Raw genomic sequence first — 15285 nt, forward strand, 5'->3', positions numbered from 1 at the left:
TGTTCCAGTCGGGTTCTTCGTTTGATCATTGGTGATCAACGTTACTGGAACGTTTTAACGTTGCACGGTTCTTAATCCGTGTCATTTGTAGGAACACCAATAATATGAACGCTCAAATCCATACTCAGGATGCCATTCGCACCCTCACCAATGCTTTTGCTCCAATGAACTGCCTGATCATGGCCGCTCGCAAAGGCTGCTTCAGCTTCACCCTGGTCAACGAACACGGCATCGCTCGTCACAGCGAACGCCTGTACCCCGATCAATACTCCAGCGCAGAACCGCTGCAGGCCGTGATCGAGCGTACCCGTCAGGCACTCGTTGCCTGATCGACCCGAGTCGCTGAAACACAAAAAACCCTGTTTAAAACACAGGGTTTTTTATTGCCCGCGATTTGAGTTTTGCGCAGATTCACTAAGTTCAAATCGATATAAACGTTATAACTGGATGAATAAGATGTTTTAAAAACAGTCCTTTACATCACGAATATGACACTACACTTCAACTCAAGCGGCATGATCCGCTTGCGGCGAGCCTGAGATCCGATCCACTGCTGCCAAGCCCCCTCCTTCTCAGGCCTCGCCCACCACTTTCACGGATTGAGGCTTGTATGGGTATCGCTGCCAGTGAATTGTGTCGTTATGTAATCCGGCCGACGTTGATGTACCTCGGCCGGGAAAGCCCTACGGCTGAGTCCCTGCTGCTGGGTATTGCGGCCAGCCAGTCGGAATTGGGTTCAGCCTTGCACGATCGACGCGGCCACGGCCTGTACAGCATCACCGAACCCCGCCATCGCGCCTTGTGGGACACCTATCTGGCGCTCGACCCGGAACGTGCCAGCCTGGTACGCGGTTTGGCCAGCCAACATGCGTTCCTCAGCGCGCCCCAGTTGGAGCTCACCGTCAACCTGCGTTACGCCACGGCAATCGCCTGGCTCCTGGTAGAACAACACAGCCCCGCACTGCCGGCGGCCGGTGATGTTTTAGCCATGGCACGTATCTGGAAAGAAATATTTCATCCGCAAGGAAGGCTGCGCGATTTCACTCAAACCTGGCAAACCTGTGTTTCACCCATGAATCACGCGGTTTGCTGACCGGGCAATTTGCAAGATTCGCCAAAAACGCTGAATTCTGGTCGGATTGTCCTACAAAACCGCTCTATCTCCTACATTACAGCCTATAGCGCGACGTTAATTTTATTGGTACTTTCCGCAGCGGTGATCACCACGGAGTTCTAATAATGAAAAAAGTAATGCTCAAGACCACACTTAGCCTCGCCGTTGCCATGGCATCCTCCCAACTGTTCGCGAGCGGTTTCGCACTGAACGAACAGAGCGTCAGCGGGATGGGTACGGGTTTCGCAGGTCGCTCTTCTTCTGCCGATGATGCAAGCACTGTTTACGGTAACCCTGCCGGTATGTCTCGCCTTAATGGCCAGCAGATCACGGGCGGTGTTGCGGCGATTGATGCATCGACCAATATCAAAGATGCGAATGGCCTTCCAGGCGGCTCCAACAAAGGCGACATGGTTCCGTTCACCGCGGTGCCGTTCGGCTTCTACACCAACAAACTCAACGATCAGTGGGCCATCGGCTTTGGTGTGTATGCACCATTCGGCCTGGTGACCGACTATGAAAACGGCTTCCAGGGCCGTGGTTTCGGCAGCAAGAGCGAAGTGAAGGTCATGACCTTCCAGCCAACTGTCAGCTATGCGTTCAACGACAGGGTATCTATCGGTTTTGGCCCTACCATCAACCGGATTTCCGGTGTGCTGGAGTCGGACAAGACCCTGAGCCTCACGCAGCCCGACACCAACGTCAAAATCAAAGGCGACGACACTGCGATCGGCTTCAACGTAGGTGTTTTGGTCCAGGCCACCGACACCACCCGCGTGGGCCTGACCTACCACTCCAAGGTGAAGTACAAGCTCGAAGGTCACACGACCGTCAGCGGCCCGGCTGCCACCCAAGGCTTCCTGCGTAACAACCGTTACGACGCCTCGTTGAAAATCGAAACGCCGGAATCCTACGATCTGTCGGTCACTCAAGACCTGACCGATGCCTGGAAACTCTACGGCGGTGCAACCTGGACCCGTTGGAGCCGCCTGAAAGAAATCACCGTCAACAACGAAGGCGTGACGGGTGCCAACGGCGGCATCCTGGCCCCGAGCCGAATCAGCAGCATCACTGAAGAGCAGAACTGGCACGACACCTGGGCCTACGCCGTGGGTACGTCGTATCAGTTGACCAAGCAGGTCGTGCTGCGTACCGGCCTGACCTTCGACCAGTCACCAACCAACAACACCGACCGTTCGCCACGTATTCCTACTGGCGACCGTACTATCTTCAGTGTTGGCCTGGGCTACAAAGTGATGGATAACATGACGGTAGACCTGGCTTATTCCTACCTCAAGGAAGAAGACGTCAAGATCAACAACACGGCTGCCCCGTCCAGCTACCGCGCCAAATACGAAAACAGTGCCAACGGTTTCGGCCTGGGCATGACCTACACCTTCTAATTCAGACAGGTGTAAAAAAGCCCCGCTCTCCTGCACAGGAGGCGGGGCTTTTTAGTGACCGACGTTCAGGGCTTGGACGCTATCGCCGCCTCAACGGCCTTGATCAGCTCCGGACTGTCCGGCTTGGTCAGGCTGGAAAAATCACCAATCACCTTACCCTGGCGATCCACCACATACTTGTAGAAATTCCACTTCGGCGCATTGCTTTGCTGCGCCAACACCTTGAACAGATTCACCGCGTCCGGCCCCTTGACCTTCTGCGGTTCCGTCATGGTGAAGGTTACCCCGTAGTTCACGTAGCAGACCTTAGCGGTCTCCTCGCCGGTCTTGGCTTCCTGCTTGAAGTCATCGGACGGCACGCCGATCACTTCCAGCCCTTGATCCTTGTAGCGCTGATACAAGGCTTCGAGACCTTTGAACTGCGGTGCGAACCCACAGAAACTCGCGGTATTGACGATGACCAGAGGTTTACCGGCAAAACGCTGACACAGGTCGATGGACTCCTTGGCGCGCAGTTTGGGCAATTGGCCTTCAAGCAAAGGTGGGCAATCGGCAGCCAACGCCACACCACCAAAAGCCGCCATCAGCACAGGTACAGCCAGCCAGCGCATCTGCATGTCGAAACGTCCTTTCTAGAGTTCAGGGATCGAACTTAACAGATCGACATACCCAGTTGCATCAATGCCAGCCCACCGCGTTGCCAGCCCCACCATGCCAGTATCAGCAGGATCAGCCCCGCAGTGATCAATAAACCCCGTGCTGTCAGGCTCATGCCGCCTCCATTTGCGCCTGCAAACGCGCCACCGGCCGCTCGCGAACCGGCCAATTGAGGGCGGCTGCGAGCAGGCTCAACACAATGGCACCCTGCCAGATCACATCGTAGTTACCGGTTCGATCATAGACCACCCCGCCCAACCAGCCGCCGAGGAACGAACCGATCTGATGGAACAGGAACACAATCCCACCGAGCATCGAAAGATTTCGCACACCAAACAAGGTGGCTACGGTGCCGTTGGTCAGCGGCACGGTGGACAACCACAACAAGCCCATCGCCATGCCGAACAGATAGGCGCTGATTTGCGTCACCGGCGCCCACAGGAACAGCACAATCACCACCGCGCGCAACAGGTACAACCCGGTCAGCAAGCGCGGCTTGGACATGCGCCCACCCAACCAACCGGCGGTGTAGGTGCCGACGATATTGAACAGGCCAATCAACGCCAGCACCGTGGTGCCCGTGCTGGCCGGCAAGTGCTGATCGACCAGATAGGCCGGCAGGTGCACACCGATAAACACCACCTGGAAACCACAGACGAAAAAGCCAAAGGCCAGCAACCAGAATCCGGAGTGTCCGCAGGCTTCGTGCAAGGCCTCGCGCAGGGTTTGCTGCCCGGCCAGCACCGGCAGCGGCCGGTCCTTGAGCATGCTGACCAGCGGCAGGATCAACGCGACCATCAGGCCCAACGCAAGCAGCGCCGCCGACCAGCCCAGCCAACTGATCAAGCCCAAGGTGCCAGGCACCATCGCGAACTGGCCGAACGAACCGGCGGCACTGGCGATGCCCATGGCCATGCTGCGTTTTTCCGGCGCCACGGCACGCCCGACGACGCCCAGAATCACCGAAAACGAGGTGCCGGACAGACCGATACCAATCAGCAGGCCAGCGCTCAGCGAAAGCGACCACGCGGAATCGGATAAGCCCATCAACACGAGGCCCACGGCGTACAGTACCCCGCCGACAAAGACCACTTTGGTCGCGCCGAAACGGTCGGCCAACGCGCCGGCAAATGGCTGCGCCAGGCCCCAGATCAGGTTTTGCAGCGCGATTGCCAAGGCGAAGGTGCCTCGGCCCCAACCGAATTCGCTGCTCATCGGCGCCAGGAACAGGCCGAACCCGTGTCGAACACCCAGCGACAACGCCAGGATCAGCGCACTCCCTACAAGGATCCAACCACTGGTGCGCCACATCGAGGTCATTTCTTATTCTCCGCTCGCGGGTATATACCCGCTTGTGTTCGAACAAACTCACCTTCAGGCGAGTTCATCCAGCAAGGCCAACAAGGTTTCGCGTTTATCCGCGCCGAGTTGATCGATCAATTTCTGTTGCGCCGCTTCCCAGGCCGGCAAGGCGGCGGCCAGTCGTTCTGCACCGGCGTCGGTCAGCAACACCAAGCGATTGCGCAGGTCATTGCCCTCGACCAACTGCACCAGCCCTTCGCACTCCAACACCCGCAAATTACGCCCCAGGGTGCTGCGATCCAGGCCCATGGCATCCGCCAGGCTTGAGATGCTCGGCTGATCGAGACGCTGCAAGTTGCACAGTAAAGAATACTGGGCAACGTTGATCCCGAAGCCGTCGAGGGCGCCGTCGTAATGCCTGCTGACGCCACGGGCGGCACGTCGCAGGTTGGTGCATAAACATTGGGAGGCAAGCATGGAACGTGTATATACCCGCGATTATGGAAATGCAAGAAAGTGTTACAGCGCTAGGCCGACCAGTACGACGACTTCCAGCAGCTCCAACAAGGCCCCTGCAGTGTCGCCTGTGGTGCCGCCGAGGCGATTGACCATCAACTGGCGCAGGCCCATGAAGCAGATCGCCGCCAACAGCACCGCAACCCCACCGCTGAAACCTGCGATAAGAATGCAGGCCAGGCCACTGAGGATCAGCACCTGTTGGCCGACGAGCCGAGGTAAGTGATCCGACAATGCCTGACCCAATCCACCTGCACGTACGTAACGTGTGGTCAGAAACAACGCCAGCATCGACGCCCTCCCGATCAGCGGCGCCAGAATCAGTGCAGCGCCGTTGTGCTGCTCGATCAAGGCTACCAGTGCCGTGAACTTGAGCAGCAACACCAAGCCCAGGGTGACCACCGCAATCGGCCCGCTGCGCGGGTCTTTCATGATGGTAAGGGTGCGCTCACGGTCGCCGAAACCACCGAGCCAGGCGTCCGCGCTGTCCGCCAGGCCGTCCAAGTGCAGGCCGCCACTGAGCAGCACCCAGGCCGTCAGCAGCAGCGCGGCATGCAGCAACAGCGGCGCGCCCGTCAGCACCGTATTCAGCCCCCACAGCAACAGCCCGAACAGCAACCCGACCACCGGATAAAACAGCAACGAGCGCCCCAGCTCCTGAGGTTGCGGCATACCCGGCAACCGAATCGGCAAACTGCTGAGAAATTGCAGCGCGATCCAGAACGGCAGCATCGTCAGATTCCTTCCTTCAATACGCCATCGGCGCAGACTTGCAAGCTGAACAGCCCGCCATGGCCAACTTCGACGTTCAGCAATTGCTCGCGAGGCAAACCTCGGGCCTGGGCCAGCAGCAAACGCATCACCCCGCCATGACTGATCAACAGCACCCGTTCACCGGCATAAGCCTGATGCAAGCGTGAGACGGCGCCTAAAACACGTTCGGAAAAATCCCTGACCGGCTCGCCTTCGGGTGGCGTGAAGCTGTAGGGGTCGGCCCAGAACAGGCCCAGACCTTCGGCGTCGGTTTCCATCAACGCCGCCGCGCTCTGCCCTTCCCAGGCGCCGAAGTGCAACTCTTGCAGGTCCTTTTCCAGACTTACCGGCACCTTCAGCCGCGCCCCCAACTCATCAGCGAACTGCGCGCAGCGTTGCAGCGGCGAACTGACCAGCCGGTCCCAAGGCCCCTGCGCAACCACGGCGGCGCGCATCTGCTCCCAGCCCTTGACGGTGAGCGCATCGTCCAGGCTACCGCGCAGGCCGCCGCCAAGCTCGGTTTCGCCGTGGCGCAGCAGGTCCAGGTGCAAGGTCATGCCGGACGATCTGCCACGGCCGCCTCGGCAAACGTCGCCATCTGCCCGTGCAGCGCACACGCCAGGCGCAACAACGGCACAGACAATGCGGCGCCGCTGCCTTCGCCCAGGCGCAGGCCCAGTTCCAGCAAGGGCTGTGCATCAAGGCTTTGCAGCACATGACGATGGCCCGGCTCGGCGCCACGATGGCCGAACAGCAACCAGTCGCGGCAGCCCGGATTAAGGCGCGTAGCCACCAGCGCGGCGACCGTGCAGATAAACCCGTCCACCAACACCACCACGCCTTCCTGGGCACACGCCAGATAAGCCCCTACCAACGCGGCAATCTCAAAGCCGCCCAGGTTGAACAGCGTGTACAGCGCATCACCGCGCTGCGCGGCATGCAACGCCAATGCACGCTCGATCACGGCAACTTTGTGGCTGACACCTGCGGCGTCAAGCCCGGTACCGGGGCCCGTCAGGTCACTGACCTGGCAGTTGAGCAACGCACACGCCAACGCACTGGCGGCGGTGGTGTTGCCGATGCCCATCTCGCCGCCGATAAACAACTGCGCACCGCTTTCACGGGCACGCAAAACGCTGTCGCGACCCGCTTGCAGCGCCAGTCGGCCTTGGGCACTGGTCATGGCCGGGCCATTGACGAAGTTGGCAGTGCCCGCGCCGAGATTGAAATGACGCACGCCCGGCAGGCTCAGCGACGGGTTGACCGTACCGAGGTCGACCACTTCCAACTGCGCCTCCAACTGCCGCGCCAAGACACTGATCGCCGCGCCACCGGTGACAAAGTTATGCAGCATCTGCCCGGTCACTTCCTGGGGAAACGCCGACACACCTTCGGCAACCACACCATGGTCGCCGGCAAAAATGGCAATCCACAGCTGATCAACCGCCGGTTTGACCTGCCCCTGCAAACCGGCCAATTGCACCGCCAGCGCTTCCAACTGGCCTAGGGAACCGGCCGGCTTGGTCAACTGCTGCTGGCGCGCCAGGGCCTGTTCGTACGCCGAGGCGTCAATCGTCTTACAAGGGTTGAGCCACCAGGTGTCAGTCATAACGCAGTACCTTTCAAAGTCAGGGGCAGGCCGGCAACGGTCAGGACAACACGCTGACATCGCTCGGCCAAGGCTTGATGCAGCCAACCGGCTTCATCCACATAGCGGCGAGTCAATTCGCCCAGCGGCACGACACCCATTCCGGTCTCGTTGCTGACAAAAATGATTTCCCCCGGCAGCGAAGCCAGGGTTTGCAACAGCTCATCGCGCTCGAACGCCAGGCGCTCGGCGTCGTCGAGCATCAGCAGATTGGTCAGCCACAGGGTCAGGCAATCCACCAACAGGCAGCGGTCGGCGGCGGCATTCTCACGCAGCACGCGCGCCAGCTCGACGGGCTCTTCGATCAAGCCCCAGTCATCAGGACGACGCTCGCGATGCAAGGCAACGCGGGCATTCATCTCGCCATCAAGCGGTTGGCTGGTGGCGATATAAATAACCGGCAACGCACTATCAACTGCAAGCCTCTCAGCCAGTCGGCTCTTACCCGAGCGAGCACCGCCCAAAATCAGCTGAAGCATGAGACACCCCCAATCCACCCACCAACCCACGATGCGAAGCGAGTCGCTCTTGATCTGGCTTTTGATCTGAGATCGCCCCGTAAACCACGCTGGCCGAACGCGGGCTTGAATCCGTGGGTAACCCGGCAGGACGCCGGGTTAGCCGCGCTGGGCCATGGATGGCCCAGCGCGGCGGCCCACGGATTCAAGCCTGCGTTCGGGCACACCGAGCCTGAGCGAGGTGCCGAGTGGTGGGGCGAAGGCCTTTTGCTTACTTTTGGCTGGGCCGGCTTCCGGCCTTTCCAAAAGTGAGCCGCTGTAAGAGCGGAACCATAAGCGGCCGTTACCGCAGCAATGGATATGTACACCGAAAGACCGCTATCGGGGGCAAGCCCTCTCCCACATTTGAACCGTGTGTACACCATTAAACCCCACACAGTTTGCGCAACAAATCGGTGTCCAAGTGGTTCTCCACCAGATCCGCCAGGCGCTCGATATCGCGCTCGCGCAGCGCGTGGTAGTCCACCTCCTGCACATCCGGCAACCCGGCCCAACGCAGCAACGCACTGCAGGCCGCCGGGGTCTCGAACAATCCATGCAGATACGTGCCGAGAATCTGCCCGTCAGCACTCAAAGCCCCATCACTGCGCCCATCGTCCAGCCTCACTGCCGCATGAGACAACGCATCGCCCGACGTCACCCCCGCATGAATCTCATACCCACTGACCTCTGCATCCTCCAGCACCAACCGCCCACGCACATTGCGCAACTGCTTCTCCTCTTCCAGGGTCGTGGTGAACGCCAGTAACCCCAGCCCATCACTAGACCCGGCGCCCCCCTCCAACCCCAGCGGGTCATGCACCTGCTCACCCAACATCTGCAACCCGCCGCAAATCCCCAGCACCTTGCCGCCATAGCGCAAGTGCCGCGCCACGGCCGTATCCCAGCCATTGGCACGCAGATACGCCAAGTCACTGCGCACACTTTTCGAGCCCGGCAAGATAATCAGGTCGGCAGCAGGGATCGCCTGACCCGGCCCGACAAACTGCAAATCCACCTGGGGATGCAGGCGCAACGGGTCAAAGTCGGTGTGATTGCTGATGCGCGGCAATACCGGCACCACCACCTTGAGCACCTGCGCCACTTTGTCGATCTGGCGTTGGTCAATACCGTCTTCGGCTTCCAGGTGCAGGTCCATCACGTAAGGCAACACACCCACCACCGGCTTGCCGGTGCGCGCTTCCAGCCAATCAAGGCCCGGTTGCAGCAGCGCGATATCGCCACGAAAGCGGTTGATGATGAAGCCCTTGACCCGCGCCTGTTCACTGGGGGAAAGCAACTCCAGGGTGCCGACCAGATGGGCAAACACACCGCCGCGATTGATGTCGGCGATCAGCAGCACCGGGCAGTCCACCGCTTCGGCGAAGCCCATGTTGGCGATGTCGTTGGCGCGCAGATTGATCTCTGCCGGGGAGCCCGCGCCTTCCACCATCACCACCGGGTAGGCTTGGCTCAAACGTGCGTGGGAGGCGAGCACCGCCTGCATGGCGATGGCTTTGTAGTCGTGATAGGCCACGGCGTTCATGGTGGTCACGGCGCGGCCATGGATGATCACTTGGGAGCCAGTGTCGCTGTTGGGCTTGAGCAGCACCGGGTTCATGTCGGTGTGGGGCGCCAGGTTGGCCGCTTGCGCCTGCACCGCCTGGGCGCGGCCGATCTCGCCGCCTTCGGCCGTCACGGCACTGTTGAGCGCCATGTTCTGGGGTTTGAAGGGCGCCACGGCGATGCCTTGGCGCACCAGCCAGCGGCACAGCGCAGTCACCAGGGTACTTTTACCGGCGTCGGACGTGGTGCCCTGCACCATCAGCGTACTCATGAAGCGTCCTTATAGGCGGCCAGGGCGGCGTCGAGGCGCAACCAATCGGCTTCGGTGTCGGGCAGGCCGAAGCGCAGGCTGCTGTCGTGGACGAACAGCCGCAGCAGGATGCCGTGCTGGGCCATGAATTCGTGCATGCGTTCAGCGTGGGGTGTGATCAGCCATTGGAATAACGCGCAGCCGCCTTGGGGCTGAAAGCTGTGGTGCTCAAGCAGTGTGAACAAACGCTGGCCAGCCTCGACGCAACGCACCCGCCGGCGCGCATGCCCGGCGGTGTCGCGCAAACACACCTGCCCCAGCACCCGCGTCGGCCCGCTGACGGCCCACGGGCCGACCTGTTCAGCAAGTAACTTGAGCAACTTGCGTTCGGCCAGCACAAAGCCCAGACGCACACCGGCCAGGCCGAAGAACTTGCCGAACGAACGCAACACAATCAGGCCGACCTGATGGGCCTGGCCCGCCAGGCTCAACTCCGGCGTCACGTCCATAAACGCTTCGTCCACCACCAGCCAGCCGCCACGCTGGGCCAGCCGCGTGTGCCAGTCCAGCAGGCGCTGGGGCGTCAGGCTCTGGCCCGTGGGATTGTTGGGGTTGACCACCACCAGAACGTCGAGGCCATCGAGGAAGAAATCGACTTCCTGCTCCTGCACCTCGCGCACCACATACCCGGCGCGGCGCCAGGCTTCGGCATGCTCGGCGTAGCACGGCGACAGCACGCCGACCTTGCCGGACCGGCGCAGGCGCGGCAGCAACTGGATCGCCGCCTGGGAACCGGCCACCGGCAATAAATGCGCGGCACCATAGTATTCGCTGGCGGCCTGCTCCAAGCCGTCGTCCGTCTCTGGCAACCGCGCCCAGGCCCGCAGGGGAATCTCCGGGATCGGCCAGGGCCAGGGCGCGAGGCCGCTGGACAGGTCGAGCCAATCGGCCTCGGGGATCCCGTATTGAATGGACGCCTTGCGCAGTCGGCCACCGTGTTCAAGCATAGAATTGCGCCCCCGCACATAGGATCAGCAGCCATAACCATACGCCGCGCTGCACCAGTTGCCAGCCTCGGTCGATGGAATCGGCATCCGCCGCCGGGCCTTCGCCCAGTTGCGGGCGTTGGTGCACTTCGCCGTGATAGATGGCAGCGCCGCCCAATTCAACACCCAAGGCGCCTGCGCCGGCAGCCATCACAGGCCCGGCGTTGGGGCTGTCCCAGGTCGGACCCTGGGTGCGCCAGCATTTGAAGGCCAGGCGGGTGTTGCCAAGTACGGCGTAGGTCAACGCCACCAGGCGTGCAGGAATGTAGTTGAGCGCGTCGTCGATTTTCGCTGCGGCCCAGCCGAAGCGCTCGAAGCGTTCATTGCGATAGCCCCACATGGCGTCGAGGGTGTTGCTTAGGCGGTAGAGCACCACGCCCGGCACGCCCGCGACGACAAACCAGAAAATCGCGGCGAACACCGCGTCGCTGCCGTTTTCCAGCACCGACTCGGTGGCGGCGCGGGCGACTTCGGTGCGGTCCAACTCGCTGGTCTGGCGGCTCACCAGGTAGCTGACCCGTGTGCGCGCTTCATCCAGGTCATCGCTGCGCAACGCCTGGGCCACCGGGATTACATGTTCGCCGAGGCTGCGCATGCCGAGGGCGCAGTACAGCGCCAGGATCTCCAGCACCCAACCGATATAGGGCGCCCACGACAACGCGGTGGCCAGCAGGGTCAACGGCACCACGGCGATAAACCACGCGGTCACGCCGTGGCTGCGCCAGCCACGACCACCACTGTTGAAACGCTGCTCGATGCGTCCGGCGAAATTGCCGAACGCCACCAGCGGATGCCAGCGCCTGGGCTCGCCCAACAACGCATCCAGCGCCACTGCGGCGACACACAGCAAGGCCACACTCATTGACTCACTCCCCACGTATTCTCATACAACATGTCACTCAGCGGACGCGGTTCGGTCCAGCCTTCGAGCTGCAACATCGGTGCCGGATAGAACTCGGCGACCGGCCCCAGGCACAACACGGCCAGGGGTTTGGCGCCGGGCGGCAGGCCCAGCAGATTGGCCAGGGCCTGGGGTTCGAACAACGACACCCAGCCCATGCCCAGGCCTTCCACACGGGCCGCCAGCCACAGGTTCTGGATCGCACAGGACAGCGAAGCCATGTCCATTTCCGGTAAGGTGCGCCGGCCGAAGATATGACGCTCGCGATCATCCATCAGGGCCGCCACCAGGACTTCGGCGCAGTCATTGATGCCCTCGACCTTGAGTTTCATAAACTCGTCGGAGCGCTCGCCGAGGGCCTCGGCGGTGCGCACACGTTCTTCTTCGACCAGTTGCTGGATCTCCCCGCGCAGGTGACGGTTGCTGATGCGGATAAAACGCCACGGCTGCATCAGGCCCACACTTGGGGCCTGGTGCGCGGCCTGGAGCAGGCGGCGGAGCAACTCTGGGGCGACGGTGCCGCCGCTGAAATGGCGCATGTCGCGACGCTCGGCGATAGCGCGGTAGACGGCATCGCGGTCGGACTCGGGGAAGGCGTTGTCGGTCATGGCTTCATCGGGGGCAAGTCGAATCGTCACACCGCCCCTCCCACATTTCGGATGCATTCCCCTGCGAGAGGTGAAAACAATGCGGCCACCGCAAGCGGGTTCGACGGAAAGTAAAAGTGCACGTAGGAAGCCGTCATGCGCCCTTGTCGGTAAACCGCTTCGGCGCCGCGCCCTCCATTGGGGCTCAGGCCGCGAGCAATCGGTTCCCACGCGGTCGTGGTCAAGGAATGGTGATAGGTATGCCCGCGCAATGTGCCTTCCGGCAAGTCGACACTTTGCAGGGCCAGTGCCGCCAATTTTTTCTGCATCACCGCATCACCCTGCAACAAGCCAAGCAGTTCGGCGCGGTGGCCATCGACGTCGGTGAGCGAGTCCAGCAGGTAGAGCATGCCGCCGCACTCAGCAAGCAACGGCTTGCCCGCCGCGTGGTGCGCGCGAATGGCGTCGAGCATCGGGGTATTTTCAGACAGCGCCTGGTGGTGCAACTCCGGGTAACCGCCGGGCAGATAGAGACTGTCGGCGTCAGGCAACGCGTGGTCATGGATCGGCGAGAAAAACGTCAGTTCAGCGCCCATCGCCCGCAACAGGTCGAGGCTGGCGCCGTAGGTAAAGGCGAAGGCTTCGTCGCGGGCCACGGCAATGCGGACACCGGCCAACAGCGGCTCGGCGTCGATCACTTCAGGCGCGGCGAAGGTAACGGGCGGCGGCAAGGCGACTTCGCAACTGCTGCCCAAGGCTTGGGCGGCGGCATCCAGGCGTGCATCGAGGTCATTCAGTTCGCTGGCTTGCACCAGACCCAGATGACGGCTCGGCAGCTCGATTCCGGTCTCGCGGGACAGTGCGCCATACCAGCGCAGGCCTTCGGTGAGACTGCCTTCAAGCAACTGCGCATGGCGCAACGTGCCGACGCGGTTGGCCAGCACGCCGGCGAATGGCAGATCCGGCTGGTAGCGCGCCAGGCCCAGTGCCAGGGCGCCAAAGGTCTGGGCCATGGCGGTGCCATCAATCACGCCCAGCACCGGCACGCCGAAGTGGCGCGCCAGGTCGGCGCTGGAGGGCGTGCCGTCGAACAGGCCCATCACGCCTTCGATCAGGATCAGGTCGGCCTCCCCCGCTGCTTCCCACAGCAGGCGGCGACTTTCCTGTTCACCCACCATCCACATGTCCAATTGATACACCGGCGCACCGCTGGCGCGCTCGTGGATCATCGGGTCGAGGAAATCCGGGCCGCATTTGAACACGCGCACCTTGCGCCCCAGGTTGCGGTGCAAACGCGCCAGCGCGGCGGTGACGGTGGTTTTGCCCTGGCCGGACGCCGGTGCGGCGATCAATACGGCTGGGCAATGACGGGGCCGATTCAAAGTTCGACGCCCTTCTGTGCCTTGATACCGGCCTGGAATGCGTGCTTGAGCATGCCCATTTCGGTGACGGTGTCGCCCATCTCGATCAGTTCCGGCTTGGCGCCACGGCCGGTGACCACCACGTGTTGCATCGGCGGGCGGGCTTGCAGGTCGCTGAGCACTTGGTCCAGGTCGAGGTAGCCGTGCTTGAGGGCGATGTTCAGTTCGTCCAGCACCACCAGGCCGATGGATGGGTCTTGCAGCAGCTCGCGGGACACCGCCCAGGCAGCTTCGGCGGCGGCGATATCGCGCTGGCGGTCCTGGGTTTCCCAGGTAAAACCTTCGCCCATGACATGGAAGCGCACTTGCTCGGGGAAGCGGCGGAAGAACAACTCCTCACCTGTGCTGTTGCGCCCCTTGATGAACTGCACCACGCCGCACTGCATGCCATGGCCCATGGCGCGGGCGAGCATGCCAAACGCCGAGCTGCTCTTGCCTTTGCCGTTGCCAGTAAGTACCAGCAGCAAGCCGCATTCGTTGGGGGAATTGGCAATGCGCTCGTCGATCACGGCTTTTTTGCGCAGCATGCGCGCCAGGTGGCGTTCGTCGCGGTCGGGGGTATCGGTCATGGCAGCTCTCCGTTGGGGCTGGACAAAAACGGCGGGCAGGAAAAAGAAAAAACAGACAGCCAAGCATCGCCCACCGTGATGCTGTTGAATGATCCAGGCCGGTCTCCGGGCTCATGAGTGGCGCTGCTCTTATAGAGAGCACACAGGCCAACGCTGCGCCTTCCCATATCGCGAGCGATACAGTGGCAAAAGCAGCGTCTTGACTCATTTACCGTTGCGGGGGCAGCGCCGGAATTGCGGCGGCGCTGTGTACAAGCGCGCTCACTCACCGGCTTCCCTGTTTCACTCCGTCGACCCATGGGTCACAGAGCACCTGGAACAAGCGGCGAAGGTTAGTGGGTTGAGGGGCTAGCTGCAAGCTTCAAGCTTGCAGCTGCTTTTAAGGATTGCGCGCCAGATTCCCCGGCAACACACGCTTGGCGCTCAGGTAGGCATTCTGCCAATACGCCTTGGACAAGGTATCCAGCTTCACCGTACCGCCGGTTTGCGGCGCATGGACAAAACGGCCTTCGCCCACGTAGATCCCGGCATGACTGACCTGCGAACCACCGCCGGTGGCGAAGAACAGCAGGTCGCCGGTTTGCAGGTTCTGCTCGCTCACGTCCTGGGCGCGCATCACGATCAGTTCGCGGGTGGTGCGCGGCAGGGAGATCCCGGCGGCGTCGCGAAACACAAAGCCGATCAGGCCGCTGCAATCAAAGCCCGAGTCCGGCGTGTTGCCGCCCCAGCGATAAGGCGTGCCGACCAGGCCCAGCGCACGGAAGAGCACGTCTTCGGCAGCAGGTGAGAAATTCTGGGTGGAGTAGTTGAACACCGGCTTGGGCTTGACCGCGACAGGAGCAGGCGGTGGACGGCTGGCGCAAGCGCTGAGCAGCGCGGCGCACACGAGGAGAACAAGGCGGGCTGACGTCGACATGTGCAAAACAATCCTGGTCTGGATGCGGCTTTCGCTGCCGAACGCTGAAAACCAGAACGCGCAAGCAAGGCTCGCGCGAACGGATTACAACAATGTCCAGGGATTCTAGCGCTTACACGTCAAACTTCAAGTATCACTT

At 61.6% G+C, this 15285-nt stretch carries 17 protein-coding genes and 1 riboswitch; of the genes, 3 read left to right on the forward strand and 14 right to left on the reverse strand.

Annotation, left to right across the window (positions count from 1 at the left end; all coding sequences use genetic code 11):
- The first annotated feature begins 104 nt into the window (after window positions 1-104).
- From NDJ82_RS03350 to NDJ82_RS03360, 3 genes are all read left to right on the forward strand, one after another.
- Entirely contained in the window at window positions 105-329 is a 225-nt protein-coding gene (locus NDJ82_RS03350; RefSeq protein WP_003175353.1) for a hypothetical protein, read from the forward strand.
- Between the two features lie 281 nt (window positions 330-610).
- Window positions 611-1093 carry a hypothetical protein gene (locus tag NDJ82_RS03355; RefSeq protein WP_099584089.1) on the forward strand — a complete coding sequence of 161 codons (483 nt, stop codon included), beginning with the start codon at window positions 611-613 and terminating at the stop codon, window positions 1091-1093.
- Between the two features lie 146 nt (window positions 1094-1239).
- Window positions 1240-2517 carry an OmpP1/FadL family transporter gene (locus tag NDJ82_RS03360; protein WP_250924927.1) on the forward strand — a complete coding sequence of 426 codons (1278 nt, stop codon included), beginning with the start codon at window positions 1240-1242 and terminating at the stop codon, window positions 2515-2517.
- A 65-nt stretch (window positions 2518-2582) separates the two neighbouring features.
- Here the strand turns inward: NDJ82_RS03360 and NDJ82_RS03365 are convergent, their stop codons facing one another.
- The 14 genes from NDJ82_RS03365 to NDJ82_RS03430 form a co-directional block, all read right to left on the reverse strand.
- Window positions 2583-3134: a glutathione peroxidase gene (locus NDJ82_RS03365; protein ID WP_099584087.1), complete on the reverse strand. Its 552-nt coding sequence runs from the start codon at window positions 3132-3134 to the stop codon at window positions 2583-2585.
- A gap of 151 nt (window positions 3135-3285) precedes the next feature.
- Window positions 3286-4485, reverse strand: coding sequence for an MFS transporter (locus tag NDJ82_RS03370; RefSeq protein ID WP_250924964.1), 1200 nt, complete (start codon window positions 4483-4485; stop codon window positions 3286-3288).
- Between the two features lie 63 nt (window positions 4486-4548).
- Window positions 4549-4953 carry a MarR family winged helix-turn-helix transcriptional regulator gene (locus tag NDJ82_RS03375; RefSeq protein WP_099584085.1) on the reverse strand — a complete coding sequence of 135 codons (405 nt, stop codon included), beginning with the start codon at window positions 4951-4953 and terminating at the stop codon, window positions 4549-4551.
- Between the two features lie 42 nt (window positions 4954-4995).
- Window positions 4996-5724: an adenosylcobinamide-GDP ribazoletransferase gene (locus tag NDJ82_RS03380; protein WP_112196384.1), complete on the reverse strand. Its 729-nt coding sequence runs from the start codon at window positions 5722-5724 to the stop codon at window positions 4996-4998.
- Window positions 5725-5726: 2 nt separating this feature from the next.
- On the reverse strand, window positions 5727-6302 hold the full coding sequence (gene cobC, locus NDJ82_RS03385) for an alpha-ribazole phosphatase family protein (RefSeq protein ID WP_191959161.1): 576 nt from the start codon (window positions 6300-6302) through the stop codon (window positions 5727-5729).
- Entirely contained in the window at window positions 6299-7354 is a 1056-nt protein-coding gene (gene cobT, locus NDJ82_RS03390) for a nicotinate-nucleotide--dimethylbenzimidazole phosphoribosyltransferase (RefSeq protein WP_250924928.1), read from the reverse strand. Before cobT ends, cobC begins: the two co-directional genes overlap by 4 nt.
- Window positions 7351-7872 carry a bifunctional adenosylcobinamide kinase/adenosylcobinamide-phosphate guanylyltransferase gene (cobU, locus tag NDJ82_RS03395; RefSeq protein WP_112196387.1) on the reverse strand — a complete coding sequence of 174 codons (522 nt, stop codon included), beginning with the start codon at window positions 7870-7872 and terminating at the stop codon, window positions 7351-7353. The genes cobT and cobU overlap by 4 nt, the downstream gene beginning before the upstream one ends.
- A 403-nt stretch (window positions 7873-8275) precedes the next feature.
- Complete coding sequence (locus tag NDJ82_RS03400) at window positions 8276-9727, reverse strand: cobyric acid synthase (RefSeq protein WP_250924929.1); 1452 nt, start codon at window positions 9725-9727, stop codon at window positions 8276-8278.
- Entirely contained in the window at window positions 9724-10713 is a 990-nt protein-coding gene (gene cobD, locus NDJ82_RS03405; RefSeq protein ID WP_250924930.1) for a threonine-phosphate decarboxylase CobD, read from the reverse strand. The genes NDJ82_RS03400 and cobD overlap by 4 nt, the downstream gene beginning before the upstream one ends.
- Window positions 10706-11614 carry an adenosylcobinamide-phosphate synthase CbiB gene (gene cbiB, locus NDJ82_RS03410; RefSeq protein WP_250924931.1) on the reverse strand — a complete coding sequence of 303 codons (909 nt, stop codon included), beginning with the start codon at window positions 11612-11614 and terminating at the stop codon, window positions 10706-10708. The genes cobD and cbiB overlap by 8 nt, the downstream gene beginning before the upstream one ends.
- Complete coding sequence (bluB, locus tag NDJ82_RS03415; RefSeq protein ID WP_250924965.1) at window positions 11611-12261, reverse strand: 5,6-dimethylbenzimidazole synthase; 651 nt, start codon at window positions 12259-12261, stop codon at window positions 11611-11613. Before bluB ends, cbiB begins: the two co-directional genes overlap by 4 nt.
- Before the next feature lie 26 nt (window positions 12262-12287).
- Window positions 12288-13622, reverse strand: a complete 1335-nt coding sequence (locus NDJ82_RS03420; RefSeq protein WP_250924932.1) for a cobyrinic acid a,c-diamide synthase CobB — start codon at window positions 13620-13622, stop codon at window positions 12288-12290.
- Window positions 13619-14230, reverse strand: coding sequence for a cob(I)yrinic acid a,c-diamide adenosyltransferase (gene cobO / locus NDJ82_RS03425; protein WP_158876912.1), 612 nt, complete (start codon window positions 14228-14230; stop codon window positions 13619-13621). Before cobO ends, NDJ82_RS03420 begins: the two co-directional genes overlap by 4 nt.
- 79 nt (window positions 14231-14309) lie before the next feature.
- Window positions 14310-14562: riboswitch (cobalamin riboswitch) on the reverse strand.
- 47 nt (window positions 14563-14609) lie between these two features.
- Window positions 14610-15146, reverse strand: coding sequence for a C40 family peptidase (locus tag NDJ82_RS03430; RefSeq protein WP_112196391.1), 537 nt, complete (start codon window positions 15144-15146; stop codon window positions 14610-14612).
- Window positions 15147-15285: the final 139 nt, after the last annotated feature.

Source organism: Pseudomonas sp. SR18 (assembly GCF_023701505.1).
In the GTDB taxonomy this organism is placed as follows: domain Bacteria; phylum Pseudomonadota; class Gammaproteobacteria; order Pseudomonadales; family Pseudomonadaceae; genus Aquipseudomonas; species Aquipseudomonas cyclaminis.

Coding starts and splice junctions, on each gene's coding strand:
- NDJ82_RS03360 (WP_250924927.1), top strand. CDS start 1,240: ATGAAAAAAGTAATGCTCAAGACCACACTTAGCCTCGCCGTTGCCATG.
- NDJ82_RS03355 (WP_099584089.1), top strand. CDS start 611: ATGGGTATCGCTGCCAGTGAATTGTGTCGTTATGTAATCCGGCCGACG.
- NDJ82_RS03365 (WP_099584087.1), bottom strand. CDS start 3,134: ATGCAGATGCGCTGGCTGGCTGTACCTGTGCTGATGGCGGCTTTTGGT.
- cobC (WP_191959161.1), bottom strand. CDS start 6,302: ATGACCTTGCACCTGGACCTGCTGCGCCACGGCGAAACCGAGCTTGGC.
- cobU (WP_112196387.1), bottom strand. CDS start 7,872: ATGCTTCAGCTGATTTTGGGCGGTGCTCGCTCGGGTAAGAGCCGACTG.
- NDJ82_RS03380 (WP_112196384.1), bottom strand. CDS start 5,724: ATGCTGCCGTTCTGGATCGCGCTGCAATTTCTCAGCAGTTTGCCGATT.
- cobD (WP_250924930.1), bottom strand. CDS start 10,713: ATGCTTGAACACGGTGGCCGACTGCGCAAGGCGTCCATTCAATACGGG.
- cobT (WP_250924928.1), bottom strand. CDS start 7,354: ATGACTGACACCTGGTGGCTCAACCCTTGTAAGACGATTGACGCCTCG.
- NDJ82_RS03430 (WP_112196391.1), bottom strand. CDS start 15,146: ATGTCGACGTCAGCCCGCCTTGTTCTCCTCGTGTGCGCCGCGCTGCTC.
- NDJ82_RS03375 (WP_099584085.1), bottom strand. CDS start 4,953: ATGCTTGCCTCCCAATGTTTATGCACCAACCTGCGACGTGCCGCCCGT.
- NDJ82_RS03400 (WP_250924929.1), bottom strand. CDS start 9,727: ATGAGTACGCTGATGGTGCAGGGCACCACGTCCGACGCCGGTAAAAGT.
- cobO (WP_158876912.1), bottom strand. CDS start 14,230: ATGACCGATACCCCCGACCGCGACGAACGCCACCTGGCGCGCATGCTG.
- NDJ82_RS03350 (WP_003175353.1), top strand. CDS start 105: ATGAACGCTCAAATCCATACTCAGGATGCCATTCGCACCCTCACCAAT.
- bluB (WP_250924965.1), bottom strand. CDS start 12,261: ATGACCGACAACGCCTTCCCCGAGTCCGACCGCGATGCCGTCTACCGC.
- cbiB (WP_250924931.1), bottom strand. CDS start 11,614: ATGAGTGTGGCCTTGCTGTGTGTCGCCGCAGTGGCGCTGGATGCGTTG.
- NDJ82_RS03370 (WP_250924964.1), bottom strand. CDS start 4,485: ATGTGGCGCACCAGTGGTTGGATCCTTGTAGGGAGTGCGCTGATCCTG.